This window comes from Geobacillus sp. WSUCF-018B (assembly GCF_002809985.1).
Taxonomy (GTDB): Bacteria; Bacillota; Bacilli; order Bacillales; family Anoxybacillaceae; genus Geobacillus; species Geobacillus thermophilus.
Map to the genome: position 1 here is coordinate 1 of NZ_PIJF01000056.1, position 25320 is coordinate 25320.

At 53.4% G+C, this 25320-nt stretch carries 28 protein-coding genes, 1 tRNA gene, 1 rRNA gene and 1 pseudogene; 8 read left to right on the forward strand and 23 right to left on the reverse strand.

What is annotated here, in order from left to right:
• Positions 1-85 (reverse strand): 16S ribosomal RNA (locus CV944_RS14095); the annotation flags it as partial.
• Positions 86-533: 448 nt separating this feature from the next.
• On the opposite strand from CV944_RS14095, the gene CV944_RS14100 reads away from it, so the two are divergent.
• Positions 534-1355: a protein-glutamine gamma-glutamyltransferase gene (locus tag CV944_RS14100; protein ID WP_050368716.1), complete on the forward strand. Its 822-nt coding sequence runs from the start codon at positions 534-536 to the stop codon at positions 1353-1355.
• Here CV944_RS14100 and CV944_RS14105 read toward each other — a convergent pair.
• Positions 1326-2234, reverse strand: a complete 909-nt coding sequence (locus CV944_RS14105) for a DMT family transporter (protein WP_033010734.1) — start codon at positions 2232-2234, stop codon at positions 1326-1328. The genes CV944_RS14100 and CV944_RS14105 overlap by 30 nt on opposite strands.
• A 61-nt stretch (positions 2235-2295) precedes the next feature.
• On the opposite strand from CV944_RS14105, the gene CV944_RS14110 reads away from it, so the two are divergent.
• From CV944_RS14110 to CV944_RS14120, 3 genes are all read left to right on the forward strand, one after another.
• Positions 2296-2973: an MgtC/SapB family protein gene (locus CV944_RS14110; RefSeq protein WP_033010733.1), complete on the forward strand. Its 678-nt coding sequence runs from the start codon at positions 2296-2298 to the stop codon at positions 2971-2973.
• Between the two features lie 69 nt (positions 2974-3042).
• Positions 3043-3115, forward strand: a tRNA-Ala gene (locus tag CV944_RS14115).
• A 62-nt stretch (positions 3116-3177) separates the two neighbouring features.
• The gene (locus CV944_RS14120) at positions 3178-4086 is read left to right on the forward strand and encodes a thermonuclease family protein (protein ID WP_033010732.1); all 909 of its coding nucleotides are present in this window, start codon (positions 3178-3180) and stop codon (positions 4084-4086) included.
• Positions 4087-4209: 123 nt separating this feature from the next.
• Here CV944_RS14120 and CV944_RS14125 read toward each other — a convergent pair whose 3' ends face one another.
• The 3 genes from CV944_RS14125 to CV944_RS14140 all read right to left on the reverse strand — a co-directional run bounded on the left by CV944_RS14125 (position 4210) and on the right by CV944_RS14140 (position 6010).
• On the reverse strand, positions 4210-4461 hold the full coding sequence (locus CV944_RS14125) for a hypothetical protein (protein ID WP_033010731.1): 252 nt from the start codon (positions 4459-4461) through the stop codon (positions 4210-4212).
• A gap of 56 nt (positions 4462-4517) precedes the next feature.
• Entirely contained in the window at positions 4518-5018 is a 501-nt protein-coding gene (locus tag CV944_RS14130) for a GNAT family N-acetyltransferase (protein ID WP_033010730.1), read from the reverse strand.
• An 803-nt stretch (positions 5019-5821) separates the two neighbouring features.
• On the reverse strand, positions 5822-6010 hold the full coding sequence (locus CV944_RS14140) for an H-type small acid-soluble spore protein (protein WP_033010728.1): 189 nt from the start codon (positions 6008-6010) through the stop codon (positions 5822-5824).
• Between the two features lie 113 nt (positions 6011-6123).
• On the opposite strand from CV944_RS14140, the gene CV944_RS14145 reads away from it, so the two are divergent.
• Positions 6124-7119, forward strand: coding sequence for a potassium channel family protein (locus tag CV944_RS14145; protein WP_033010727.1), 996 nt, complete (start codon positions 6124-6126; stop codon positions 7117-7119).
• Here the strand turns inward: CV944_RS14145 and CV944_RS14150 are convergent.
• From CV944_RS14150 to CV944_RS14160, 3 genes are all read right to left on the reverse strand, one after another.
• Complete coding sequence (locus CV944_RS14150; RefSeq protein ID WP_033010726.1) at positions 7116-7520, reverse strand: YugN-like family protein; 405 nt, start codon at positions 7518-7520, stop codon at positions 7116-7118. The two genes, CV944_RS14145 and CV944_RS14150, sit on opposite strands and share 4 nt — an antisense overlap.
• 245 nt (positions 7521-7765) lie before the next feature.
• Positions 7766-9115, reverse strand: a complete 1350-nt coding sequence (locus tag CV944_RS14155; protein ID WP_044742697.1) for a glucose-6-phosphate isomerase — start codon at positions 9113-9115, stop codon at positions 7766-7768.
• 511 nt (positions 9116-9626) lie between these two features.
• Positions 9627-10790, reverse strand: coding sequence for an iron-containing alcohol dehydrogenase (locus CV944_RS14160; RefSeq protein WP_100659987.1), 1164 nt, complete (start codon positions 10788-10790; stop codon positions 9627-9629).
• 155 nt (positions 10791-10945) lie between these two features.
• On the opposite strand from CV944_RS14160, the gene CV944_RS14165 reads away from it, so the two are divergent.
• Positions 10946-11179 (forward strand): DUF378 domain-containing protein, encoded by a 234-nt coding sequence (locus CV944_RS14165; protein ID WP_033010722.1) that lies wholly within the window; start codon positions 10946-10948, stop codon positions 11177-11179.
• Positions 11180-11241: 62 nt separating this feature from the next.
• Here the strand turns inward: CV944_RS14165 and yugI are convergent, their stop codons facing one another.
• The 4 genes from yugI to CV944_RS14190 form a co-directional block, all read right to left on the reverse strand.
• Positions 11242-11601 (reverse strand): S1 domain-containing post-transcriptional regulator GSP13, encoded by a 360-nt coding sequence (gene yugI / locus CV944_RS14170; protein ID WP_033010720.1) that lies wholly within the window; start codon positions 11599-11601, stop codon positions 11242-11244.
• Between the two features lie 348 nt (positions 11602-11949).
• Positions 11950-13122, reverse strand: coding sequence for an aminotransferase (locus CV944_RS14180; RefSeq protein WP_100664391.1), 1173 nt, complete (start codon positions 13120-13122; stop codon positions 11950-11952).
• On the reverse strand, positions 13119-13619 hold the full coding sequence (locus CV944_RS14185) for an Lrp/AsnC family transcriptional regulator (protein WP_033010737.1): 501 nt from the start codon (positions 13617-13619) through the stop codon (positions 13119-13121). The genes CV944_RS14180 and CV944_RS14185 overlap by 4 nt, the downstream gene beginning before the upstream one ends.
• A 50-nt stretch (positions 13620-13669) precedes the next feature.
• Entirely contained in the window at positions 13670-13933 is a 264-nt protein-coding gene (locus CV944_RS14190; RefSeq protein WP_094239150.1) for a DUF1871 family protein, read from the reverse strand.
• A gap of 83 nt (positions 13934-14016) precedes the next feature.
• On the opposite strand from CV944_RS14190, the gene CV944_RS14195 reads away from it, so the two are divergent.
• Positions 14017-15231 carry a MalY/PatB family protein gene (locus CV944_RS14195; RefSeq protein WP_100664392.1) on the forward strand — a complete coding sequence of 405 codons (1215 nt, stop codon included), beginning with the start codon at positions 14017-14019 and terminating at the stop codon, positions 15229-15231.
• A gap of 245 nt (positions 15232-15476) precedes the next feature.
• On the opposite strand, the gene CV944_RS14200 is transcribed toward CV944_RS14195, so the two are convergent.
• From CV944_RS14200 to CV944_RS14245, 10 genes are all read right to left on the reverse strand, one after another.
• A complete protein-coding gene (locus CV944_RS14200; RefSeq protein ID WP_199170460.1) occupies positions 15477-15977 on the reverse strand; it encodes a superoxide dismutase family protein in 501 nt (166 codons plus the stop codon).
• A gap of 80 nt (positions 15978-16057) precedes the next feature.
• Complete coding sequence (locus CV944_RS14205; RefSeq protein ID WP_033010715.1) at positions 16058-16273, reverse strand: hypothetical protein; 216 nt, start codon at positions 16271-16273, stop codon at positions 16058-16060.
• Positions 16274-16342: 69 nt separating this feature from the next.
• Entirely contained in the window at positions 16343-16963 is a 621-nt protein-coding gene (kapD, locus tag CV944_RS14210) for a 3'-5' exonuclease KapD (protein ID WP_033016292.1), read from the reverse strand.
• Positions 16964-17129: 166 nt separating this feature from the next.
• Positions 17130-17465: a monovalent cation/H(+) antiporter subunit G gene (gene mnhG / locus CV944_RS14215; protein WP_049624271.1), complete on the reverse strand. Its 336-nt coding sequence runs from the start codon at positions 17463-17465 to the stop codon at positions 17130-17132.
• A gap of 10 nt (positions 17466-17475) precedes the next feature.
• A complete protein-coding gene (locus tag CV944_RS14220) occupies positions 17476-17754 on the reverse strand; it encodes a Na(+)/H(+) antiporter subunit F1 (RefSeq protein ID WP_193444154.1) in 279 nt (92 codons plus the stop codon).
• Positions 17754-18230 carry a Na+/H+ antiporter subunit E gene (locus CV944_RS14225; RefSeq protein WP_033010710.1) on the reverse strand — a complete coding sequence of 159 codons (477 nt, stop codon included), beginning with the start codon at positions 18228-18230 and terminating at the stop codon, positions 17754-17756. The genes CV944_RS14220 and CV944_RS14225 overlap by 1 nt, the downstream gene beginning before the upstream one ends.
• Before the next feature lie 6 nt (positions 18231-18236).
• Positions 18237-19709 carry a Na+/H+ antiporter subunit D gene (locus CV944_RS14230; RefSeq protein ID WP_100664394.1) on the reverse strand — a complete coding sequence of 491 codons (1473 nt, stop codon included), beginning with the start codon at positions 19707-19709 and terminating at the stop codon, positions 18237-18239.
• A complete protein-coding gene (locus tag CV944_RS14235; RefSeq protein ID WP_033010707.1) occupies positions 19702-20043 on the reverse strand; it encodes a Na(+)/H(+) antiporter subunit C in 342 nt (113 codons plus the stop codon). The genes CV944_RS14230 and CV944_RS14235 overlap by 8 nt, the downstream gene beginning before the upstream one ends.
• Positions 20044-20460, reverse strand: coding sequence for a Na(+)/H(+) antiporter subunit B (locus CV944_RS14240; RefSeq protein ID WP_100664395.1), 417 nt, complete (start codon positions 20458-20460; stop codon positions 20044-20046).
• Complete coding sequence (locus CV944_RS14245) at positions 20453-22849, reverse strand: Na+/H+ antiporter subunit A (protein WP_100664396.1); 2397 nt, start codon at positions 22847-22849, stop codon at positions 20453-20455. The genes CV944_RS14240 and CV944_RS14245 overlap by 8 nt, the downstream gene beginning before the upstream one ends.
• Positions 22850-24048: 1199 nt before the next feature.
• Here CV944_RS14245 and CV944_RS14250 point away from each other — a divergent pair.
• Positions 24049-24693, forward strand: a pseudogene (locus tag CV944_RS14250) (transposase); the annotation flags it as partial.
• 203 nt (positions 24694-24896) lie between these two features.
• Here the strand turns inward: CV944_RS14250 and CV944_RS17705 are convergent.
• On the reverse strand, positions 24897-25320 hold a 424-nt coding region (locus CV944_RS17705; protein WP_369806440.1), incomplete at its 5' end, for an ExeA family protein.

Genomic DNA, 25320 nt, shown 5'->3' on the forward strand with positions numbered 1-25320 from the left:
CAAGCCCTCGTTCGGTCCGCTCGACTTGCATGTATTAGGCACGCCGCCAGCGTTCGTCCTGAGCCAGGATCAAACTCTCCAAAGAAAGTTGATTGGCTTGTTCAGCGCCAAAACCAATGGTCATGGCGCACGCGCTTCGTTTCGTTCAGTTTTCAAGGAACGATCGCGCTGCTTGGATGCAAGGAATTTCACTTCCTCATCAACTCGTTGTCTCTCGCAAGCAGCTTCTTTATATTAACATAACATCTTTTCGTTGTCAACTGTTTTTCTTGTCCGTCGCGTCCGAACTGTTCGTTCTAGCAGCGACGCTATTTAATATATCACCTCAAAAATAAAAATGCAATACCTTTTTTATTTTTTTTTGCGACGCTGCTGCCCCCTTCTTCCTTTATATCATGTTGGAATACGGCGCCCGCTGCCTTGGCAACTTGTCCGCCTAAGACAGACGAATATGCGGAGCGGCGGGCGCATACATTTCAATAATATATCATCACTTACTTGATTTTTACTTTCTTGAAGGAGGCATCTTGGCGTTGATTCGCATCTTGTCATCTCCGTCCGGTTTTCACGTTTCCGGCTCGTCCTCGCTTCCGCCGAATGAACAGCGCATTTTGCACGCCCTTGTGTCTTCCCCTGAACTATATACGTATCCGAACGAACAGCAACTGCTGTTTGAAATCAAGCTTCGCAGCCAGATCGTTCAAGCCTCGGTGGACTTGGCGAAAAGCCGGGCGCAGTTTGCCATTTTCCGTTTTTCGCGCTGCAACAGCCAGTTCTGGCTGCGGGATGAGCGCGGGGGGTTTCAGCTTCGGCCAGACGTTCTTCCATCGGACGCCATCAATGATATTTTTGTCAACAGCGAACTGTACGCCTTTGAGTGCGCGACGGCGATCGTCATCGTTTTTTATAAAGCGGTGCTTGAAGGGATTGACGTGTCGGCGTTCAATCGTTTGTTTGCCAATTTGCTGCTGTATGACTGGCATACGGACAAAGACCTCGGTATCGAAACGAAAAAGGGAGAACACTTTCTCCCCGGGGACTGCCTTTATTTTAAAAACCCGGACGTTGATCCGCTGACACCGCAATGGCAAGGGGAGAACACGATCTATTTGGGCGATGGCTTGTTTTACGGACACGGCATCGGCATCGAGACAGCGGACGGCATCATCGCCGCCCTCAACCGGAGGCGGAAGCAGTGGGCGACGAAATCCGCCTATCTTCTTCCTCATATTACACAAATGAACTTCGCTTATTTATCCCAATTCGCCCGCCGCTTCGACGAACTCCGCCTGCCGCTCGGCCGTCTGCCATGGATCGCCGGGACGTTAGGGTCCGCTGCTTTCTTGTATCGTTAGCGGGCCTTTTTCGTTTTTCTCCCACAAATACAGCCCGATTCCTGTTAAAATAAAAATGCCGCCGATCCATTGAAACAGGCGGATCGGTTCATCGAGCAGCCAGTACGCCAACGCCGAAGCGCCGACCGGTTCAAACAAAATCGCCATCGACACCGTCGAGGCGCTCACCCATTTGACGGCCCAGTTCATCACCGAGTGGCCGAGCAGCGTTGGAATGACGGCAAGGGCGAGAAAACAAAGCCAATCCGTCAGCTGATACGCCGCCAGCGAAAGGCGAAACAGCATCGCGTACAGCCACAACACCGCCGCACTGATGCCATAGACGATATATGTATACGTCATGAGCGACAACCGTTGGCGCACTTCTTGGCCGAACAGCCAGTACGCCGTCACCATCGCGCACGCCACCAACGCCAACATGTCCCCATAGAGCGCTTCGCCGCTGACGCGAAAATCGCCCCAGCTGATCAAGACGCTTCCCGCAATCGCCAAAACAGCGCTTGCGAGCGCGCCCGCCGTCAGCCGCTCACGGAAAAAGAGCGCCCCGCCCGCAAAGGCGAACAGCGGCTGCAGCGTCACAAGCACGACCGAGCTGGCGACGGAAGTATAGTCGAGCGATTCAAACCAAAGAATAAAATGAAACGCAAGCAGCACGCCGGAACAAATCGAAAACCACCAGTCGCGTCGGGAAATACGCTTCAGTTCGCGGATATGGCGAAGAAAAAACGGCGTCATGATGACGACCGCGAAAAAAAGCCGGTAAAACGCGATAACGGCCGACGGCGCCTCCGACCATTTGACGAAAATGGCCGATGTCGACACAGCAAGCGCGCCGATCAATAACGCAGCATACGATTTCGCTATGCTTGGCGGCTTCATGTTTCCATCTCCTCACCAACATTTTTTTACATTCATTATACCATGAACGAGGTGAGAAAAAATGATGTTTGATCCGTTCCTCAAATTAGGGATTTCCGCCATCCTCGGGCTGATTATCGGGTTGGAACGGGAATTGAAGCGAAAACCGGTCGGCTTGAAAACGTGCCTTGTCATTTCCATTTCCAGTTGCCTGCTTACGATCGTTTCGATCGAATCGGCGTACGTCTTTCCTCTTAAAGACCATATCACAATGGACCCGCTCCGCCTTGCCGCGCAAATCGTATCCGGGGTTGGGTTCCTGGGAGCGGGCGTCATTTTGCGCCGCGGCAACGACAGCATTACCGGGCTGACGACCGCCGCGATCATTTGGGGGGCGGCAGGGATTGGCGTGGCGGTTGGCGCGGGCTTTTATTGGGAATCGGCGTTCGGTGTGGCGCTGCTCATTGTCAGCGTCGAACTCATTCCATTTTTAATCAACTTTTTCGGGCCGAAGCAGCTGCGCGAAAAAGAGGTGCTGTTGCAAATCACCGTGGCGGACGCCAAAAACATTACAAAGGTCATCGACCATTTAAAACAACAGGACATCAACATTAAAACGATGCGCATTAAAGACGTTGAAGAGAATGAACATTTGCTGAAACTAAGAGCCGTCATTGACCAAAAGCGCTCGACCGCCGAACTTTACTACGTCATTCGCTCCATCGACGCCGTCGTCCATGTCGATATTGAAAGCGGCTGATGAAAAAAGGATTGCAAACAGCCGACAAACTATATATAATGGAACATGGACAGATGATCCATATCGTTTGGGGCATTAGCTCAGTTGGGAGAGCGTCGTGCTGGCAGCGCGAAGGTCACCGGTTCGAGCCCGGTATGCTCCATCCGTCAAACCCTTGCGTGGCAAGGGTTTTTTGTTTTCTGATTTCGCGGGGAGGGGATCACGATGAAGCGAATGATGATCATGATCGTTTGTTTGGTGATGATGGCCCCGATATATGCAGCCGCCCATCGTGGCGAACTAGATGAATTGGGCGGACATTTTCGCAACAGCGACTGCACGTACTTGCTGCATGAACCGACTGCGCTCGCGAAACAGGCGAAAACGAAAGAAGAGCTTGTCCAACTTATTCAGAAATACAACGGCAATGAACGATGCAAGCGAAACCTCACTCCTGACCGCATTGACCTCGACGGCCATGCGCTCGGGGGAAAAGAGGGCGATGCTTCGCTGCGACTGGGCCGGACATACAAAGCGGCATTGGTAGGGTGCGTGGACGGTGACACGGCCAAATTCCGTGTGAACGGCCATGTGTATACAACCCGCTTTTTGTTCATTGACACCCCGGAAAGCACGATCGAAGTCGAGCCATATGGAAAAGAAGCGAGCCAGTTCACGTGCTCCCGCCTGCAAAAAGGGGATATTGTGCTTGAAACAGACGGGAATACGTTGTTCGACAAATACCAGCGGCTGCTCGCCTGGGTGTGGGTGGACGGTCGCCTGCTGCAAGAGGAGATTGCCAAAGCGGGATTGGTGGAAGACTTTTATGACTATGGCGATTACAAATACGAAGACCGTGTCCGCGCCGCGTTGAACGAGGCGAAACGGACGGGGGCGGGCATGTACGGAAGGGGAGCGGCGGATGAAAAGCCAACGCCAAACGGGGCGGACCAGCCGCCTGATGGCAACACGCCGGCAAACGAGAAGCCCGCTGGCAGCCCGGCCGCCGATCAACCGTCTGCTTCCGATCAAGAGGCGGCGCCGAAAGACCGCGCGGGTCATCCCGTTGTTTATGCGTTGCTTGGTTTGCTGGCGGCGGCCGCGCTCTATTGGTTCGTCCGCCGGGGGACATGACCGGTGCGGGCGGACGATGGCAGCTCGAAACGCCCGGCTGCCCGCATCTTGACGCCCTGCCAATGAAACAGCCTGTCCGGTGCGGACAGGCTGTTTTGGTGCGGGCTGCAGGACAACCCGCTGCTATTGTTTCGGGAGCAGTTCTTCAATGCCGCCTTCGTGGGCGGCCGTTCGCCCGGACGCCACCTCGAGCCGGCGGAATCCGTATTCCTCCAAGCGCGCAATTTGCCAGTCTGTGAGATCGGTGTACGCGATGACAGACGGCGTGCCGGACGATTTATAAATCAAATTGCCGGTCACCGGGCATTGAAAGGCGTCGGCGACAAATCCTTCGCCGTCTTGAATCGTAAACAGCCGAATCGGCATAACGTTCATGTCATTCCCTCTTTCTTGGCATTGTCATAATTATCCGTGCCCCATCGGACGCCATTCTATACAAGCCGTTTGCCGACGATGACCAAATCGCGTTCCACCCCATCCAGTTCCGCCACGCGCGGAAAATATCCCCACCGTTCAAATCCGAAGCGGGAGAAAAGCCGCAAACTTGGTTCATTATGCGCAAAAATAAAGCCGAGCAGCGTCTTTATTTCAAGCGCTGGCGCCTTGTCGACCGCTTGCTTCAGCAACTTCGTCCCCAATCCTTGACCGCGGTGCGATTCGGCAATATAAATGCTCACCTCCGCCGTATGGCGGTACGCCGGGCGGCCGTAAAACGATTGGAAACTGAGCCAGGCGCAAATATCGCCGCCATCTTCCACCACCCAAAGCGGCCGATGGTGAGGATCATGCGCTTCAAACCACGCCTTTCGGCTTTCCACCGACACCGGTTCCAAATCCGCTGTCACCATTCGGCTTGGGATCGTTTCGTTGTAAATGCGGACGATGTGCGGCAAATCGGCCGCCGTCGCATCGCGGATCACCCATTGTTCCATCTGAAATCTCCCCTTTTCGATTTCTCTTTCGCGTCCAAAGCCGCTTTTTTTTGCAGCGCATTTCGTTTCCAAAAACGAAACAAGCGGGAGTATAATCAAAACGTATGTACAAACAAAGAAAGGGGAACAACGTCAACTACCCCCACTTCGCTAACGCTTGAAGTGGGGGCTTGCAACTCCCCAGAAGTGCAAACGGACTTCGTCCTCCTTCCTTGACTTGGGGTTGCATCACGACGCAGGTCATGCCTACATCGTTGCCGATTCTCTCGGTGTGTCTGTTGGCAGTACTTAGCTTCCACACACAACAGACGGGTCTACATGTTTGACGGTTGCAACGTTTCCTGCAACCAACTCCATACATCGAGCAGCAGTTTATTGGAGTGCCTTTATTGAACGGTTTTCTCCACGCCTTTATTCTATCATACATAAAAGAAAGGGGGAACGCGCATTCCTCTTCCACTACTCCCTTTGGTCGTTGAAGTGGGAGTCTCCTGCGCGAAATAGGAGGAACACTGAATGGTTATTATTGTCTAATTTCATTGATACAACAGCCTTTCATTTTTCTAAAACTGATTATATCATAACACACAAAAAAGAGACAATTTTAGGCTATACCTAACCGAAATTCATCTCCCACTTTCACTTCGTTTAGAAGTGGGAGACTTCTTTCGGAAAGATGTTAAAAAACACCGGGGCAACCGCCGAACAGCGGGGCCAATAAAATAAGGTTACAGACATTTCGTCCGTAACCTTGCCGTTTCCAGCGAATTGGTTCGTCATCGGTTTCACGCCCGTCCTGCGGGTCATTCGCGCTCCTCGGTCAGCTCGGCGACCGGCACGTCCCGGCGCTCATTGAGCCGGCCGTCGCGCAAATGGACGGTCGCCATTTGCCGTTCTTCGTCATACGCGTCGATCCAGACCGATACCCCGTTGTAATAGACCGGAATATCAGCGGGCGACGAAACGATTTGTTTGACGCGGTTCATCTCCATCGCCGCTTTTCCCCCTTTCCGTCGTGCTCCGTTTCCTAGTATGCGAGGGAATAGGAATGATTATGCAAAAATGGTCCACACTAAAGGGAGAAAAATCCGAGAGAGGGAATGCGATGAAAACGAGGGATGTGTTGTTCGCATACTGGCGCTGGCCGGCCATCATCCGTTTGTTTGCCGCTGCGAGCGCCACGATTGTGCTGTTTGGCGCGCTCATGCGCCTCATTGAACCGGAGACGTTCCGCACCGTGTTTGACGGCATTTGGTGGGCGATTGTGACCGCGGCCACGATCGGCTACGGCGACATCGTGCCCAAAACAGTCGCTGGAAAGATGGCGGCCATCGTGCTCATCGCACTGGGCACCGGCATTCTCACCGCCTATTTCGCTTCCGTCTCCGCGGCGGCCGCCGCCCAAGAAACGGCGCGCACAAGCGGGCGCTTTAAGTATCGGGATCAGGATCACGCCATCGTGGTCGGCTGGAACGAACGGGCGCGGGAAGTGCTGCTTCGCCTCGCCCGGCGCGAGCCGTCGCTCCGTTTTGTGCTGATCGACGCAACCGTGCCGTCCCACCCGCTCCCTGATGTTCCCGTTCATTTCATTAAAGGGTCGGCCGGCGATGATGCGGTGTTGGAGAAGGCGAACATTCAAAAAGCGCGGTTTTTGCTCATTACTGCGAATCCGCACAAAGCCGAGGCAGAAGCGGACAAAGACGCGATCGTGACGCTGCTGGCAGCCAAAAGCCTCAACCCGTCGGTGTACGCCATCGTCGAAATCTTAACGGCGCGCAACGTCGCAAACGCCTTCCGCGCCGGCGCCGACGAGGTGATTGAGACGAACTTGCTGGCGAGTTTCGCCATGGCCGCCAGCCTCCGCTCCCCGGGCGTCGCCGGCGCGCTTACGGCGATGCTCAGCCGCTCGGGCACGCAGACGCTCTCCTTGCTTGAGCCGGATGCCGAATGCATCGGACAGACGTTTCATGACGTGCAGCAACGGCTGCTTGGGCGCCACATCACCGCGCTTGCCGTCGTCTGCGCCGACAACCGGACCGTTTCCGTTTCGCCGTATCGCCTCATTGAAGAAGGAGACCGACTGTTCGCGATCGTTCCTTAATCGAGCAGGCGGCGCTCCAACTCTTGAACGAGCGCTTTACCGACGGAAATATACCGCTCGGGAACGGTCGCATCCGGGTCTTGCGGTTCGGCAAACTGGTTGAACGCCGCCCCCACATTGCCCACATCGGCGAAATCATCAATTCCTTGTTGATATTTATGCGCAAGCAAAAACGGCCGCCCAAGCTCCACCGTCGTGCCATGCGAATCAAGCTGCCCGTCGACTGCCCGAAACGGCACGCGCAAAAACTGGTAACCTAAGTCGTCGGCGATTTTGTAGTCAAAATACCCGTGATCGTAATCCCAGCCGCCGCCGATCACATAACCGAGTGGTTTTAATTGCTCTTCCAAATGGTACAGCTGAAATTGCTTCCCTTCCAAACGCGACGGAAGTTCAATCATAGACAACCCCTCCTTCTTTTTTATCGTTTCCCGTTTGACGGGGATTATTTGCCCGCGGCGACTTCAGACGCCTGGTGAAAAACGGCAGGGGGCGATATAGCCGCGCCCGGGCGCTAAGCAGCCAAACGGCTGGTTCACAACGGGGGCAGGCTAAAAAAACGCCTCTTCCCTCGCAAAAGGGAAGAGGCGCTTTTTCCGCCGTTTGGGACGCGTCGCAGCATGGCGGACAGCGGTGAACCGCGTTGTCATTTCAGCCGTTTTTCCAGCTCTTCTTTCAGCTGCTCATACCCCGGCTTGCCCAAGAGGGCGAACATGTTCTTTTTGTATGCTTCCACTCCCGGTTGGTCAAATGGATTCACCCCGAGCAAGTAGCCGCTCATAGCGCACGCTTTCTCAAAGAAGTAGACGAGATAGCCAAACGTGTACTCATCCAGTTTCGGCAAGGTGATGACCAAGTTCGGCACCCCGCCGTCCGTATGGGCGAGCAGCGTCCCTTCGAACGCTTTCGTGTTGACGAAATCGACCGTTTTTCCCGCCAAATAGTTGAGTCCGTCAAGGTCGTTGTCTTCCGCTTCGATGACCAATTCATGGCGCGGTTCTTCTAGCTTCAGCACCGTTTCAAACAAATCGCGGCGCCCTTCTTGAATGTATTGGCCGAGCGAATGCAAGTCGGTCGAAAAGTCGGCCGACGCCGGGTAAATCCCTTTTTGGTCTTTCCCTTCGCTTTCGCCAAACAATTGCTTCCACCATTCGGCGAAGTAGTGCAGCGCCGGTTCGTAGTTCACAAGCAGTTCGATCGTTTTCCCTTTGTTGTACAAAATGTTGCGGATGGCGGCGTATTGGTAGGCGGCGTTGTCCTCAAGCTCCGAGGAACTGAAATCGCTGCGCGCTTTCGCCGCGCCTTCCATCATCGCGTCGATGTCCGCGCCGCTGGCAGCAATCGGCAATAGCCCGACCGCGGTCAACACCGAATAGCGGCCGCCAATGTCATCCGGAATGACAAACGTTTCATACCCTTCCTCGTTGGCGAGCGTTCTTAACGCGCCGCGCTTGCTGTCCGTCGTCGCATAAATGCGGCGGCGCGCTTCCTCTTTGCCGTATTTATCCTCGAGCAGTTTGCGGAAAATACGGAACGCGATCGCCGGCTCGGTCGTCGTCCCCGATTTGGAAATGACGTTGATCGAGAAGTCTTTTCCTTCCAAGAAATCGATGACGTCTTTCATGTACGTCGAGCTGATGTTGTTGCCGACAAAAATGATTTGCGGCGTTTTCCGCTTCTCTTTCGGCAAGGCGTTGTAAAACGAATGATGCAGCATCTCAATCGCCGCGCGCGCGCCAAGATACGAGCCGCCGATGCCGATCACAAGAAGGACATCGGAGTCTGATTGAATCTTTTTCGCCGCCTCCTTGATGCGGGCGAATTCGTCTTTGTCATAGTCGACCGGCCAGTCAAGCCAGCCTAAAAAGTCGCTCCCGGTTCCGGTTTTTTCGTGAAGCGAATGATGCGCGACTTTCACCGCATCGCGCAAGTATGTAAGCTCATGTTCACCAAAAAAGGCGAGCGCTTTCGAATAATCGAACCGAATATGGGTCATCCATTCCGCCTCCCTTTCATGTTCATTGCCTTCTTTCACTTTAGCGGAATAAACAAGGGAAATCAAGCAGCCCACCTTTTTTGGAAACGGATTCATTTTTCGCCATGTTCGCCGCGCCGATTTCCTTGCGTGACACCTGGAGGGATGGTGATGCAACGAAAAAGACAGCTTATCCCAACCATTTTTCAATTAGAGAAACCTTGTGAAGTTCGTCTTCTTTCCTGATGAAACGCCGCCGATTTGGGAACAAAACTCGTTTTTCACCAGCCTTCTAGGGGCTCAGGCTGCTCGCCTCAAGAAACGTAATCAACGTTGTGCTTTTTCCTCATTCGAGAACCATGGATTCGGGCGAGGCGGCTGTTTTTCGCGCCCTCCTCCCTTTCCGCCGTCCTGCGGGATTGGGAGCGCGCCCAGGCAAACCAAGAAAATAGGAAAAGCGCCAGCTCAGGCAGATTCCGTCGCCGAGCCGGCGCCATCATCGATTGATTCGCGAAACCGCCGCATCGCCTCATTACAGGGAAGCGCGCAAAATGGCGAGCACATCATCGCGGTTCAATGTTTTGAAACGGCCGAACTCGCCAAACGCCATCGCTTTATCGGCCATCAGCTCCAAGTTTTCCTCGCCGATGCCATAGTCCGCAAGCCGCGACGGCGCCCCAAGGCTTGACCAAAACGCCCGCAGCCGCTCGATGCCTTCAAGCGCCACATCGCGCTCCGCTTTTCCGGCCGGATCAACTCCGAAGACGTGCACCGCAAGCTGGGCGAAGCGGCTGACGTTTTCATCCAAAACATGCTTCATCCAGTTCGGAAACAAAATCGCCAATCCCCCGCCGTGCGGAATGTCATACACCGCGGAAACGGCGTGCTCAATGTTGTGCGTCGCCCAGTCGCCGCGCACGCCCATTTGCAGGAATCCGTTTAAGGCGATCGTGCCCGAGTACATGATCGTTTCGCGCAGCTCGTAGTTTTCCAGGTCATTGACCAGCTTCGGCGCCGCCTCAATGACCGTGTTGAGCACCGCTTCGCACATCCGGTCCTGAAGCGGCGTGTTCGGCGTGTGGTGGAAATATTGCTCAAACACGTGCGACATCATATCGACGATCCCGTACACCGTATGTTCTTTCGGGACCGTTATCGTATAGGTCGGGTCCAAAATCGAAAACTGCGGAAACGTCACCGGGCTGCCCCAGCCGTATTTTTCTTTCGTCTCCCAGTTCGTAATGACCGAACCAGCATTCATCTCCGACCCTGTCGCTGCCAGCGTCAAAATCACGCCAAACGGCAACGCGTCGGTGACGACCGCTTTTTTTGTGATGAATTCCCACGGATCGCCATCGAATTTCGCCCCGGCGGCGATCGCCTTCGTGCAGTCAATCACGCTGCCGCCGCCGACAGCGAGCAAAAACTCAACCCCTTCCTTCCGGCAAAGATCAACCCCTTTCCGGACGGTCGAGACGCGGGGATTCGGTTCGACGCCCGGCAGCTCAACAACGTCGGCGCCAATGCCGGCCAAGATGGCCATCACTTCATCATACAATCCGTTTCGTTTGATGCTGCCGCCGCCGTAGACAAGCAGCACCTTTTTGCCGTAGCGCGGCACTTCCTGCCTCAGCTGTTCAATTTGCCCCTTCCCGAAAATGAGTTTCGTCGGGTTGCGGAATGTAAATGGTTTCATCTCGTTTCCCTCCTTTGGCTTCTATGGCTTCTATTATGGCGGCCGCGGCCATCGTTGTAAAGCCGATTGCTTTCCAAAGCAGCCGTGCATATTTTCAACCGCTATGATTCATTCTATAAGTGAATGAAAGATCTTGCCCAAAGGAGGTGGACACGATGGGAGCGTGGCAGCGGATCGCCTTGTTATTGACGATCATTGGCGCGATAAACTGGGGACTAATCGGGTTTTTTCAATTTGATTTGGTTGCCGCCATTTTCGGCGGCCAGGACGCCGTTTGGTCGCGCATCATTTACAGCCTTGTCGGCATCGCCGGCTTGATCAACCTGGCGTTGTTGTTCAAACCGGCCGAAGAGCTCGAGCGCACTGAACCGAAACCGACCCGCACCTGAACGGGGCGGGACACCGCAGTTTGCGGGCGAAACCGGACACTCACCGCTTGGCGGTGAGTGTTTTATTGTTTTGGCAAATCTTCCTTCTTCGACTGCTCGATCCATTCACGCAGCTTTTCTTTTAGCGGGCGGAATCCCGGCTCAAGCGGCATTTTGATGCGCGCCTGGCGCTTCTCCGCGCCTGGTTCAAGCGCCTTCAAGGACAAGCTCGCCCGCTTCATCTTCCAGTCGACATCAAGCACTTTGACGGTCACGTCATCGCCGACATTGACATAATCGCGCACATCTTTGACAAATCGGTGCGAAATCTCGGAAATATGGATGAGCCCCTGCATGCCGCCCTCAAGCTGGACGAACGCGCCGTACGGCTGAATACCTGTCACCTTCCCTTTCACAATGGCTCCTCGTTTGATCGTTGGCAAGCAAAACACTCCTATTGGTGAATTTCATCGTTTCTGTATTATAACATAAGGGGAAGGCAAAACCCAAAAATGAGGGGATAGGCCCAAGCGATTGTTTTTCTTGCACGAATGTGCTTGCTCCGTGGCGCGCGGCTCGCCGCCAACTGCCGACCCGATGGATTTTTTCCTAAACCGGCCGCCCCCCGGTCGTGTCCTTGCTGCTCTTTCGCGCGTATAGGCGTCAAGAAAAAGCCGGCGCAAACAGCGGTTCCGAACCAAGCCGCCATTACCGCTCCGTATGGATGAGGGCGTGTGCATGCGAAAACGGAAAAAGGCGCCCCACTTCCGCGTGGGCGCCTTGGCCGCCGGCTACAAACGCGCCAAAAACCGTTTTATTCGTTTGACGGCTTCCTGCAGCTGTTCAAGCGACGACGCGTACGAACAGCGAACATGTCCTTCTCCGCTTTGGCCAAAGACGCTGCCGGGGACGACCGCCACTTTTTCTTCGATGAGCAGCCGCTCGGCGAACTGCTCTGACGTCATGCCGGTATGCCGAATGGATGGAAACGCGTAAAACGCGCCACCTGGCATATGGCATGGCAAGCCGATTTCATTGAGCGACGACACGAAATAATTGCGCCGCCGCCGGTAGCTGCTGCGCATCTCGGCGACATCGCGCTCCCCGCTGCGAAGCGCCTCAAGCGCCCCGTATTGCGCCATCGTCGGCGCGCACATGATCGCATACTGATGGATTTTCAACATCGCCTGCAAAATGTCTTCCGGCGCCGCAGCAAATCCGAGCCGCCAGCCGGTCATCGCGAACCCTTTCGAAAACCCGGAAATCAAAATCGTCCGCTCGCGCATGCCGCTGACGGCGGCCATGCTCATATAGCCGTCGTCATACGTCAGTTCGGCGTAAATTTCGTCGGCGATGACAAGCAAATCGTGCTCTTTCGCCAGGCGGGCGAGCGCTTCAAGTTCAGCCGGACGGAGAACCGTGCCGGTCGGGTTGTTCGGCGAGCAAATGATGATCGCTTTCGTCCGCGCGGTGAGCGCCCGCTCCAGCTGCGCCACATGGAGTTGAAACCCGTCGGCGCCCGTTGTCTGCACCGCCACCGGCGTCCCGCCGGCAAGCACGACAAGCGGCTCATACGCCACGAAGCTTGGCTCGACGACGATCACTTCATCGCCCGGGTCGAGAATCGCCCTCAGCGCCAAATCGATCGCCTGGCTCGCCCCGACCGTCACCAAAATTTCCGTCTCCGGCCGGTAGTCAACGTGAAACTTGCGGTGCAAATAGGCGGCGATCTCTTGGCGGAGCTCCAAAAGCCCGGCGTTTGGGGTATAGGACGTATAGCCTTGCTCAAGCGACAAAATGCTCGCTTCGCGGACGCTCCAGGACGTGACAAAATCCGGTTCGCCGACGCCGAGCGAAATGACACCCTCCATGCCGGAAGCGAGATCGAAAAAGCGGCGGATGCCGGACGGCTTCAAGGCGGCGACCGTCTTCGACACGTATGTGTTTCGCATTTGCGGCTTCATGGCGACACCACGATGCGGCGATCTTGATCTCCTTGACCAAAGACGATGCCGTCATGTTTGTATTTTTTCAAAATGAAATGGGTCGTCGTTGAAATGACAGAATCGAGCGTCGACAACTTTTCCGATACAAACTGGGCAATTTCTGACATCGACCGCCCTTCAATGACGACCGACAAGTCGTAGGCGCCGGACATCAAATACACGGATGTCACTTCCGGAAAGCGGTAAATGCGCTCCGCCACCTCGTCAAAGCCGACGCCGCGCTTCGGGGTCACTTTCACATCGATCATCGCCGTCACCCCTTCATGACCGTCCACCTTCCGCCAGTCGACGAGCGCGGTATATTGGACGATCACTTTCGCCTCTTCCAGCTTTTTGACGAGTGCCTCCGTTTCCGCAACTGGCAGGCCGACCATTTTCGCCAACATATCAAGCGGCGTACGCGCATCTTTTTCTAATATTTTGACAATTTCTAGTTCTTTTTCACTCAGTTTCACTTTGTCTTCCTCCCTTTCATCCATTTCCGCAAACCGGCCGCCGGATGCCGTCACGGGAGCGAACAAGATGCGGCGTGTTTCAGTTTGAGAAGCCGGCGGGCGAGTTTTTGACAGTCGCGGACAGGAATCGTTTTGTCAAACGCGAATTCATATATGGACTGAATACGGGCGGCCAGCGTGCGGGGATCATCCGTATCGTACACCGCCTGAAGCACGTCGACCGCTTCCACCTCGTAGGCGCCGTTTCCGAGGCCGAACGGGTCCCAGGCGCCGATGGTCTCAAGAAGCAGCCGGTTCAACTGCTGTCCGTCCATGCTGTCCATCCACCTTTCTTGCTGCTATGATATAACCAATTATAAGCCATCGATTCGAAAAAAAGAAGGGAGAAGATGCAACAATGTTTCCGTCCGATGAGGGAAAAAGCCATGCCCAAAACGGGGAAGGCACGGCCGCGTCCCTGTTCGACCGCGTGATTGACCGCCGGGGCACGCTGTCCGTGAAATGGGATGATACAAAGCGCGTATTCGGGCATGAAGACGTCTGGCCGATGTGGGTCGCCGATATGGATTTTCCGGCGCCGCCCGAAGTGCAGGAAGCGCTGCGGCGGCGGGTTGAACACGGCGTGTTTGGCTACACCGTCATTCCCGATTCACTCAAAGAAGCGGTGTGCCAATGGCTTGAACGCCGTCATGACTGGACGATCGATCCGTCTTGGCTCGTGTTTGCCCCTGGCGTTGTGCCGGCGGTCGCCGCTGCCATTGAGGCGTTTTCGGAGCCGGGGGATGGCGTCGTCGTGTTCTCGCCCGTCTATCGGCCGCTGTTTGATCTCGTCCGCCGCCACGGACGCACGCTCATATTCAGCCCGCTCCGGCTGGCGGAAGAGAACTACGTCATCGACTGGAACGACTTGGAAGCCAAACTACCCAGGGCAAAGCTGCTCATCCTTTGCCATCCGCACAATCCCGGAGGCAAATCGTGGACGGCCGCCGAGCTCGAGCGGCTCGGGGAGCTGTGCCTCAAACACGGCGTCTTCGTCTTATCGGACGAAATTCACGCCGATTTGACGCTTCCGCCGCACCAGCATGTGCCGTTCGCCGCGCTTCGTCCCGAGTTTGCGGCGCAAAGCGCCACATTCCGCGCGCCGACGAAAACGTTCAACCTGGCCGGCTTGCAGGCGGCCGAAGCGGTCATTCCCGACGATTCGCGGCGCCGGGCGTTCCGCCGCATCCAGCAGCGTCACGGCTTTTTTACGTTGAATGCGTTCGCCGTTGTCGGGGCGGAGGCCGCGTACCGATGCGGCGGGCCGTGGCTCGACGCCTTGCTTGCCTACTTGCAGGAAAACATCGAGGTGGCCGCCGCCTATTTGGCCGACCGTCTGCCGGCGCTTCACCTCATCCGGCCGCAGGCAACGTATCTCATCTGGATCGACTGCCGCGGCCTCGGCCTTTCCGAGGCGGAGCTGAAACGGCGACTGTTGGAAAGTGGAAAACTGGCTGTTGAATTCGGCAGCAAATTCGGTCCCGAAGGCGCCGGCTTCATCCGCTTAAACGCCGCCTGCCCACGCCCGACGCTCGAAGAAGGGCTGCGGCGGCTGGGGGCGGCGCTAGGCTAGCTTTGCGCCAAAGAAGTGCGTCCAAGCGAATGGCGAAACGGAAACGAAACAGCACCAAATCCGTTGCGGGATTCCTCTATCCATGTCAATCAAAAAGGAAAAGGAAGCCAAACGATCGTTCCTTCCCGTTCTCTGTTCTGCCAACCATGTGCCGCAGAGGCCGTGCAACCGTCGCTTTCGCGCATTTGCCATGCGAAGAGCTGTCCCGGCAACGTGAAACAGGGGCCCGCACGCGAGCCCCTGTTTCATGGCGACTTGATTTCCCCGCAGGCGATCCGCCCGCCGGCGTCGCCGGCCGGCTGGGTCATGCCGTCGTCTTTCTTGGCGTGAATGACGATCGATGTTCCGTCTTTCGTCAAGAGCGTCCCCTTTTCCCCTTCCCGGAGCGTCACATTCGGCGCCGTCAGCTCGACGTTGACCGTGCCGTCCTCCTTCACAATGATGTTCGGCAAATCGCCGGCGTGCGCCCCTTCCGGATGGAGAAGGCCGTGCTTTTTCCCGTCCGGGTTGTAATGCCCGCCCGCCGACTGAAAATCAGGCGGCTGGCAACTTCCTTTTTCATGAATATGAATGGCGTGCTCCCCCGGCGGGAGCCCTTCCAAATCGAGCTTCAACCGCACTCCTTCGGCTTGCTCCGTCAATTCCACCGTACCGATCCGATCGCCGTCCGCATTGATCATCTCCACCGTCCGGCTCGTTCCTTCATCTTGCCCGCAGCCGGACAACACGAGTAGCACGGCGGACATGATCGCATATGATCCACGCAACACAAACTCCCCCCAGCTTCACATCCGTTATCCGCCATTATTGCCGGGGAAGCGCCGGTTTATACATGCGGCGGCTGTTTTTGTCTGTCCTGTTTGCCGAGCAGCTGTTCTTCCAGCTGCTTCGCCTCCTTCTCCTGACGCCGGGAAATGACGACGATGAGCCGCATGGTAAACACCGCCATCAAGAAAAAGACGGCAAAGGAAATCGCCGCCGGAATGTATTCACGCTTGTCTTCCGGAAAGTACAAAAACAAGTTCAACACCCATGGCCACATCGCAAACAACCTTTCTGCCGTAAAATCATCTATATTATAGCATAAAAAAGCCGCTGCCAACGCAGCCGGCTATAGCGCAAACTTTTTCCTCAGCTGGGTGAAATCGATCCGCTCGCCGAGCGTCGGCGGCTTCGTCTTCGCCAAATACTTTTTGTCGTTTTCGATGAGCCGGAAGATCGTGTAGGCGGTAAACGCATCATCGAGCGCGCAATGGGCTTTTCCAACTGCTTCGTTTCCATACTCTTGCACCGCTTTGCGCAAGGCGGTTTGGTTTTTGTTGCCGAAAAACCGTTTATACTCCAAAGCCAAATCGCGGTGTTCGCCGGTGAATGGAAATGCGACTTGCGCCGACTGACAGTTTTCCCGGAGCACTTTCATGTCCATGCCGCCCCATGTAATGACGGTCGTCGGGCGCTCTCGGTCATACCGCCGGAGCAAGGAAACGAGATCAAAAAAGCTCATGCCGCCATCAATTTGCGCTTGGGTGATGTTGAGGAACGATTTGCACCGGTCGGTGAGTTGCGGAAAACGGAGCGGTTTCACATAGGAGGAAAATTGGCTCACGATTTGCTCCTCAACAACCGCAACAAGGCCGACTTCGATAATTTCCGGGCAAAACCCGCTCGGATTCGTTTTCGTCTCCGGCATCGTAAATTCGAAATCGAGAAACAAATATTGCGGGTCATCCATCGCCGCTTCCCCCCTTTCTTCCATACAGCCGTAATGGGTCTTACTATTATTATATCACGTAGAAGCCATTGTTTATTTCTTTTTTCAGAAAAGGGCGAAAAAGAGGCGGATGCCGTGAAAGCGGAGTGGTCTGGAGAAACCGAAAGGACATCCCGCTATTTCTTCTCTACTTTGCGCTTTTCGTTATACGTTCTCTCCGTTCGGCTAAATCATCGCGAACCGTCCCTTCCCACGGGCGAACGCCGGAGTAGTACGCCGCACGGCTGATCAAATGAGCTGACACCGGAGATGTTAAAAACAGAAAGACAATAGCCAACAACAAACGGGAATTGAAATGATCGTGCTTCAACCAAAAGTAAAATAACGTCCCCATTAAGATAAAAATCATCCCTAGAGTAGTGCTTTTGCTAATGGCATGGCTTCTCGTATAGACGTCAGGGAGGCGGAGGGCGCCGATGGCCGAAATCAACGTTAACAGCGCGCCAACCATGACGAGCAACATGATCACCCCATCAATGATTTCCGTCACGTTCAATCACAACCCCCTTTTGCAAAAACTTAGCAAACGCCGCCGTGCCAAGAAACGCCAAAATTCCAATCAGCAAAATAATTTCTAAAAACACGCTCGTCTCCAATATGATGGACAGCACCGCCACAATGCCTGCCAGACAAATCCCAATCGCATCAAGCGCAATGACCCGGTCCGCCACAGTCGGGCCCTTGACAACCCGATACAGAAAGCAGATGACAGCAAGCGACAACAACGCCAGCGCGACATTGAACACCACCATCACCGACTCACCTCCAAAATCGTTTTTTCAAATGATGTCTTGATTTGTCGGATGACTTCATCCACATCCGGAGCATCAATCGTATGAATATAAATCTCTTTCTTATCATCAGAGACGTCGATCACAAACGTCCCGGGCGTCAACGTAATCAAGCTCGACAACAGCGTAATTTCCCAGTCTTTTTTCACTTCGAGCGGAAGGGCGAAGATGCAAGGCTTCATGTTCAGCGACGGGGAAAGAACAATCTTCAAAACAGCCCAGTTGGCCAACAACAACTCTTTGATGAAAATGAGCGCCAGCTTTCCAATCACAAACAACGGGACGACATAAAACGTTGTCGAAAAATATCTTCGCAGCACAAAAAGGATGCCGAAACCAAGAAGATATCCAATGACAAACGATGATCCGCTAAACGAATCAGCAAGAAACATCCAAACGAATGCCAATATCACGTTGAGCAGCAATTGTTGCGCCATTTGCCTCTACTCCTTCAGCACGGACTCAATATACATTGACGGATCCGCCAACGTCGCCGCCGCCTGGGCGATATATGGACGAACAAATTCGGCCCCGACGCCGTATAAAACGGCCAAGGAAAGAAGCGCGACAATCGGCACATACAGCGGGGCGACTCGTTTTTGCTCATACCCGCGCGCTTCTCCCCAACAAGATTGAATAAAAATTTTCATCACCGAATAAAGCACAAGCAAGCTGGATAATAACACAACCAGCGCAAACAGAAGCTGTCCTTTTTCAAACGCCGCCCGAATAATGAGCGCTTTTCCGATAAACCCGCTGAACGGAGGAATGCCGCTTAGCGCAAGAGCGGAAAGGAATACGGTCCAGCTAAGCAGTGGATACGAACCGAGCAGTCCGCTGAACCGCCCGAGTTGATTCGTTCCCGCGACATACGCAATCGCCCCGATAATGAAAAAGAGCGCCGTTTTCATGACCATGTCTTGCAGCAAGTAAAAGATCGTGCCTTCCATACTTTCTTCTGTCATTAAAGAAATGCCAAACGCCATCACACCGATGGCCGCCACAATGTTATAAATGGCGATTTGCCGCATATCGCGGTAAGCCACGGCGCCAATGACGCCAAATACAACGGTCGCGATCGCCAACCACGCTAAAATCGTATGCGTATAGCCGACATCTTGACGGAAAATGAGCGAGAAAGTGCGCAAGATCGAATACACACCGACTTTTGTCAACAAGCCGCCAAACAACGCAAGCACAGCTGACGGCGGAGCGGAATAAGCCCCCGGCATCCAAACATAAAACGGAAACAACGCCCCCTTTAACCCAAAGACAATGAGAAAAAGCAAGCAAATGACCGTCAATACAGCAGTGTTGTCTGCTTGAGAAATCCGTACGGCTAAGTGCGCCATATTCAATGTGCCGGTCACGGCGTACAAATAGCCGACGGCGATGACAAACAACGCTGATGAAAACACATTGATCACCATATATTTCATCGTTTCCTGAAGCTGGATTTTCGTGCCGCCATGAACGAGAAGCGCATACGATGACATAAGCATCACTTCATAAAACACGAATAAATTAAAAATATCCCCTGTGGTAAACGCCCCGTTCACTCCGACAATGAGAAACTGAAAAAAAACATAGTAGTACATAGACGCCTGTTTCGAATCAATCGTGAAAAATGAATACAGCAGGCAAGCGAGCGCGATCATGCTCGTTGTCAACACCAGGAGCGCTGAAAGCATGTCAGAGACGAGCGTAATCCCAAACGGTGCCGGCCAGTTTCCAACGTCCAGCTTCTGCATCCCTTCATGGTCGACAAGGCGCACAAGCCAAGCGCCCGCAGCGATGAGCACCCCTGCTGACACGAGGGAAATCATTTTTTGCGCTTTCAATGATTTCACGCAAAACATCAAGATGACCGCTGTCGTCAATGGAATCGCAATCGGAAAAATTACGGCATTAGTCATGGTCTTCCTTTCCCCTCATCCGTTCAATATTGTCCGTCCCGATCTCCTGATAAGAACGATACGCCAAAACGAGCAAAAACGCCGTGACACCAAAGCTAATGACAATCGCCGTCAAAATCAGCGCCTGCGGAACAGGATCGACATAATGTTCCGCCTGCACGTCAAGCAGCGGCGGCGCTCCTTTTTTCAATCCTCCCATCGTCAATAAAAGCAAATGCGCTCCATGGCTTAGCAATCCCGTGCCGATAATGATCCGAAGCAAACTTTTGCTTAACATTAAGTACGTAGCGCCGGCAAACAAACAGCCGATGACAATAATCATGACGACTTCCATTTATTCATCCTCTCCTATCGTTTCGATAATCGTCATGGTCACCCCGACAACGACCAAATAGACTCCTAAGTCAAACAAGACGGCCGTATGGAGCGAAACATCCCCAAGCAGCGGCAGCATGACATGGCCGTGGGCGTGCGTTAAAAACGGGACATCGAAGACTAAGCCGCCAAGACCTGTTCCTAAGGCAAACAGCAGCCCGATGCCAATGAGCGTGCGATACGAAACCGGGATCATCGACCGGACGGTTTTGATGTCAAACGCCAGCAGCAGCAAAATGATGGCGCCGGCGGTAACGAGACCGGCAATGAATCCGCCGCCCGGGTAATAGTGGCCGGCGAAAAAAAGCTGAATCCCAAATAAAATGATCATAAACGTGACAACGGCCGTTACCGTCCGCAAAATGAGCTCATTCATATTTGCCGCTCTCCCCTTTCGGAGCTTTCAGCTTCACTAAAGCGTAAATGCCGAGTGCCGCGATCGCCAGCACACAAATTTCAAAAAGTGTATCAAATCCGCGGAAGTCAACCAAGATGACGTTGACAATATTTTTTCCAGCCGCTTTTTCATACGCGTTTTCAATATGGTATTGAGCGATCGATGCAAAGTTTTTCTCACTGTACGCCAACAAGGCGATCACGCTGACCAACGCGCCGACGCCAAGCGAAATAAGAGCGTTCCCAAGCCGGAATCGAACGCCTTTCTCATGGCGGCTGAGCTTCGGCAAATGATAGAAGCAAAGCAAAAACAGCGAAACAGAAATCGTTTCAATGACAAGCTGGGTCAATGCCAAGTCAGGCGCCCGGAACAACACAAAGAAAAGGGAAACCGTATAGCCGACCGAACCTAACGCGATAATCGCAACAAGACGTGATTTGGCCGCCACAGTCGTCGCTGTTCCGATCAAGGCGACCAACGCCAATATCAGTTCATGGATGCCCACTTCCGCTAAATGGCTTAGCGAGAGCCTTCCATCTACTTTCAAAACAATCGTTGCGACAAGCAGCGCGATCATTACGGACAAAATATACAAGAAATACGTCCGAACATACCCGGTCATGTAACGGCTTGTCAGCGAATACGACTGCTCTTCCATCTGCCGCACGACCGTGTCATATAAGTGATTCAGTGAAAGCCGCTGCGAAAACGCGCCGTACACGCGCCTCCATGAATCAAACTTCCGATATAGCAACACGCCAAGGACAATCACTCCGATCGTCATCCACACTTCGGCCGTCCATCCGTGCCAATGACTAATGTGCACGGAAAGCCCTTCCCGACGGAACAAGCCGTTAACAACAGCATCCACCGCCGGAGCAATCACCGTGTTGGACAACACATTCGGAAACAGTCCAAAACCGATGACAAGGACGGCCAGCACCACCGGCGCCACAAGCATCCCCACCGGGGCTTCATGCGGCCGTTTCGGCCATTCCGAAGGCCTCGGAGCGCCAAGAAACGTTTTCCCAACAAAAAGAAGGCTGTACAAAAAGGTGAACACGCTCCCCACCCAAGCGAGCACCGGAAACAAGATCCCCCAGACATCAAGCGAAAACAAATGGGCGTTCGCCACCTGCACCATGGCCGCAAAAAACATTTCTTTGCTTAAAAATCCGTTAAACGGAGGCACACCTGCCATCGACAATGAACCGATGACCGCAACGGTAAACGTGACGGGCATAACGCTGAGCAGCCCGCCAAGACGCCGGATATCCCGCGTCCCGGTCTCATGATCGACAATGCCGGCAACCATAAACAAGCTTCCTTTAAACGTCGCATGGTTGATTAAGTGAAACACTGCTGCCACCACGGCCGCCATATATAAACGACGATCGCCCGGATCGCCATGAAAAGCCAGCGCTCCAGCGCCAAGCAGCGACATAATCAACCCGAGCTGGCTCACCGTCGAATAGGCGAGCAATCCTTTCAAATCTGTTTGGCGAGCGGCATGAAACGATGCCCAACAAAGCGTCGCCATTCCAATGCCCATCACCAACCAAACCCATAGCGAAGAAACAGCAAAAATCGGAGTGAAGCGAGCCACTAAATAAATGCCGGCTTTCACCATGGTGGCCGAATGCAAATACGCGCTGACCGGCGTCGGCGCTTCCATCGCGTCCGGAAGCCAAATGTAAAACGGAAACTGCGCGGATTTGGTAAACGCGCCAAGCAAAATCAAGAGCATCGCCGGAAAAAATAACGGATGTTGCGGCCACGCATCCGCCATAGCCATCCAATCGCGAATGCTGTACGACCCTCCACTCATGACCGAAAGCAATAAAAATCCTCCAAGCAAAGACAACCCGCCAAGCACGGTGATGAGCATCGATTTTTGCGCCCCATACCGCGAGCGTTCACGCTCATTCCAGTAGCCAATCAATAAAAAGGATGAAAACGATGTCAATTCCCAAAATAGATAGAGCGCCATTGCGTTGTCCGAAAGAACGACGCCAAGCATCGCTCCCATAAACAAAAGCAAATACACGTAAAAGTGGCCGAGTTTTTCCTTTTCCTTTGGCAAATAGTAAGTCGAATACAGCACGACAAGAGAACCGATCCCTGTGATTAGCAACGAAAAGAGCAGCCCTAACCCATCCATATAGACTTGAAAATCCATTCCTAGAGACGGAATCCAAGGGATCGTTTGTCCGTAGGGGGTAAGAGGGAGATGTTGAATAAAATATAAAAACAATAAGACCGGTAGTGGGAGCACAAACCATCCGGTATGAATCGAACGCACATATTTATACAAAAACGGAACGAATAAAGCATAAATCAGTGGTGAGACAATTGCCAAGTTTAACATGAACCATCCTCCTTCCCTATTGTTTCCCCTCACATCGCCCCGCTTATCCTACTTCGTATTGTATCATAAACTCCCGCCTCTGTCGGCACAACGGTCTGCTGAAAATCAAGCCAGACTTTCGCCGCCTATCTGTATACGAAAAATTCCTAAAAAAGTTTCCCCTTACGCTGCCAATCGCCAATCGCATCGTTTCGATCGAGCAGGTTCCCTGCTTTGACGGCTGCCAACATCCGTTCACAACGGCCGCGCCCGATGCGATAGCGCCGCTTCCAGACGATGCACGGCGCTGGAAGCGGTGTTGTCGTTTGCGCCTTGCTGGGCCAGAAGCTCCTTTCACACCAAAACGGTTCTCGCCGCCGACCTTCGTGAACCAAAAAAAGACAGCGATCGTCTCATCGCCGTCTGGCGCCTAAACAAACTTGCCGGGCACCAACGCCCGGCGTCCCCTTTCGTTCACATTGCGCATCCGATTACGTGCGTCGATAGATGATATCCCCGACAATGATCGTAATCAAAGAAATCAACATCGTCAGCTTGACCGCCTTGTAGTCTAAAAAGCGCAGCACTTGTTCTTCAAAGTGGACAGTATAAACTTTATTCTCTTGATCATAAAGATTCTCCTTGGTGTTCCGTCGGCCGAATCCGCCACATCCATCTATTCGCCTTCGGTTAAAAGGGGATTTTCTTGAGCCACCGTGTACGTAAAATTTGATTTACTGATTTTTCCTTATAAGTACAAAGAATGCATGTTCTGAAATAGTCAAGTACAACTTTCGGTGAATTCTGAAATAATGTGCTAATTTACAATTTTGTGTACAATTCATCTGAAGTCCTCCTTGGCATGATGGTAGGTATTGTTTGACACCCCTGCATCATACCAAGAGGACTTTTTTTGATCAAGTCCCCGGAAAAGCTCCTAACAGGAATGCTCGTTTCAGGAATGATCCATTTCCATGACCGCTTTTCTCTTTCCTTCCACCATCCTCAACTCACGTACTCTCGCCCCTCTCTTCCCAAAAGATACGAGAAGAAACCGAAGCCTTCTGCGGCCCCCTTAAAGCCCAAAGAAACTTGATGACTGTAGATGAGCAAATTCACTAACATAAATTGACAACCAAACAAAAAAGGAGACATGAACCGGACTCCTTGGGTAAAATAGATGTGCACAAAACCCATTCACACAAGGAGGTTCATGTCTCATGAATAGATTAGCACATCACCAAGGAATCCACAAGTTTTTCTTCACTTTGGGGTTGACGCTGCAGCTTTCCAAACCGGTCATCAAGCATCTCATTCATATCGTCGATGCCTTGACCACCAAGGGATTCTCGGGAACATTGACCGATATTCATCACTGGAGCTTTCATCCGAATCATCGAACGACGCTCAGTCACTTTTTCACGAAAAGCCCTTGGGATGAGGAAAGGCTGCTTGGGAAGCTTCAAGAGTGGATCCTCCGCCGAATCGAGCGCCTGGTCGAGCGAAAGAATCAGCCTCTCTTTGTCTCGATTGATGATACGATTTGCCAAAAAACGAAGCCTTCGTCACGGGCAACGCACGCCATTCAAGGGTGTGGTTGGCATTTCTCTCACAAAGATCATCAATCGGTCTGGGGGCATTCGCTCGTTTGGCTGATGGTGCACACCTTCACGCAGGCGTTTCCGTTCGCGTTCCGCCTGTATGACAAGAAGGCGGGAAGGAGCAAAATCGACCTGGCGATCGAGATGCTTTCCTCACTCAAGGTGGAACCGGATCGGCCGGTGTATGTGCTCATGGATTCGTGGTATCCGTCCCAAACGCTCATCGAAGCCTGTCTGAAAAAGGGATTCCATGTCATCGCTGTAAATTAGCACATTATTTCAGAATCCCTTTTTCAAATTATTTCAGGCGGATTCGGAAATAATGTGCAAAATTTTTGCGAATTATTGCGGATTTTGCACATTCTTTCGGAACATTTGCACGCTCTTTCAGATGAAGATTTCCAGCGCGCCTGATGGACCGATGAAAAAGAGGAAGCACAAAAGAGGCCGATTTGGCCCCTTTCGTGCTAATACCCCATTTCCTCTGCAGCCATGCGCACCACTTCTTCGTCAATGACGTCCTTTTTCAGCTGATGCCCGTACAGCAGGCACGTCGTGGCCAACGTGTTGATGACACGGGGCCAACCACGTGATTGCAGGGCAATCGCCTCTAACGCCGATGGGGTGAAGATCGGATGCTTCGCCCCGGCCTGTTTCATCCGATGCTCGATGCAGCCCGCCACCTCTTCCTTCTCCAGCGGCCCCATCCGGCATCGCATGATGATCCGCTGGTCGAGAGGGCGGTGCTGATTGAGCCGCAGCTTCCCCTGTAAATGGGGCAACCCGGCCAAAATCAAGACAAATGGGTTGGTCGAATCCATCTCAAAGTTGAACAAGATGGCGATGTCCTGTAAAAATGCATCCTTTGCTAAATGCATCTCGTCCAAAATG

Excerpts from the sequence above, each read along its gene's own strand:
- CV944_RS14140 (WP_033010728.1), bottom strand. The coding sequence starts at position 6,010 with ATGGAGATGAACCGCGTCAAACAAATCGTTTCGTCGCCCGCTGATATT.
- CV944_RS14205 (WP_033010715.1), bottom strand. The coding sequence starts at position 16,273 with ATGTGGCCATGGGTGTTGAACTTGTTTTTGTACTTTCCGGAAGACAAG.
- CV944_RS14195 (WP_100664392.1), top strand. The coding sequence starts at position 14,017 with ATGTTTCCGTCCGATGAGGGAAAAAGCCATGCCCAAAACGGGGAAGGC.
- CV944_RS14235 (WP_033010707.1), bottom strand. The coding sequence starts at position 20,043 with ATGGAAGTCGTCATGATTATTGTCATCGGCTGTTTGTTTGCCGGCGCT.
- CV944_RS14165 (WP_033010722.1), top strand. The coding sequence starts at position 10,946 with ATGGGAGCGTGGCAGCGGATCGCCTTGTTATTGACGATCATTGGCGCG.
- CV944_RS14145 (WP_033010727.1), top strand. The coding sequence starts at position 6,124 with ATGAAAACGAGGGATGTGTTGTTCGCATACTGGCGCTGGCCGGCCATC.
- CV944_RS14220 (WP_193444154.1), bottom strand. The coding sequence starts at position 17,754 with ATGGTGGTGTTCAATGTCGCGCTGGCGTTGTTGTCGCTTGCTGTCATC.
- CV944_RS14105 (WP_033010734.1), bottom strand. The coding sequence starts at position 2,234 with ATGAAGCCGCCAAGCATAGCGAAATCGTATGCTGCGTTATTGATCGGC.
- CV944_RS14200 (WP_199170460.1), bottom strand. The coding sequence starts at position 15,977 with ATGTCCGCCGTGCTACTCGTGTTGTCCGGCTGCGGGCAAGATGAAGGA.
- CV944_RS14245 (WP_100664396.1), bottom strand. The coding sequence starts at position 22,849 with ATGTTAAACTTGGCAATTGTCTCACCACTGATTTATGCTTTATTCGTT.
- CV944_RS14240 (WP_100664395.1), bottom strand. The coding sequence starts at position 20,460 with ATGAATGAGCTCATTTTGCGGACGGTAACGGCCGTTGTCACGTTTATG.
- CV944_RS14120 (WP_033010732.1), top strand. The coding sequence starts at position 3,178 with ATGAAGCGAATGATGATCATGATCGTTTGTTTGGTGATGATGGCCCCG.
- CV944_RS14190 (WP_094239150.1), bottom strand. The coding sequence starts at position 13,933 with ATGGACGGACAGCAGTTGAACCGGCTGCTTCTTGAGACCATCGGCGCC.
- CV944_RS14225 (WP_033010710.1), bottom strand. The coding sequence starts at position 18,230 with ATGGCGCAACAATTGCTGCTCAACGTGATATTGGCATTCGTTTGGATG.
- CV944_RS14110 (WP_033010733.1), top strand. The coding sequence starts at position 2,296 with ATGATGTTTGATCCGTTCCTCAAATTAGGGATTTCCGCCATCCTCGGG.
- CV944_RS14130 (WP_033010730.1), bottom strand. The coding sequence starts at position 5,018 with ATGGAACAATGGGTGATCCGCGATGCGACGGCGGCCGATTTGCCGCAC.
- CV944_RS14125 (WP_033010731.1), bottom strand. The coding sequence starts at position 4,461 with ATGAACGTTATGCCGATTCGGCTGTTTACGATTCAAGACGGCGAAGGA.
- CV944_RS14150 (WP_033010726.1), bottom strand. The coding sequence starts at position 7,520 with ATGATTGAACTTCCGTCGCGTTTGGAAGGGAAGCAATTTCAGCTGTAC.
- mnhG (WP_049624271.1), bottom strand. The coding sequence starts at position 17,465 with ATGTTGCTCGTCATGGTTGGCGCGCTGTTAACGTTGATTTCGGCCATC.
- kapD (WP_033016292.1), bottom strand. The coding sequence starts at position 16,963 with ATGGATGACCCGCAATATTTGTTTCTCGATTTCGAATTTACGATGCCG.
- CV944_RS14180 (WP_100664391.1), bottom strand. The coding sequence starts at position 13,122 with ATGAAGCCGCAAATGCGAAACACATACGTGTCGAAGACGGTCGCCGCC.
- CV944_RS14160 (WP_100659987.1), bottom strand. The coding sequence starts at position 10,790 with ATGAAACCATTTACATTCCGCAACCCGACGAAACTCATTTTCGGGAAG.
- CV944_RS14155 (WP_044742697.1), bottom strand. The coding sequence starts at position 9,115 with ATGACCCATATTCGGTTCGATTATTCGAAAGCGCTCGCCTTTTTTGGT.
- CV944_RS14230 (WP_100664394.1), bottom strand. The coding sequence starts at position 19,709 with ATGACTAATGCCGTAATTTTTCCGATTGCGATTCCATTGACGACAGCG.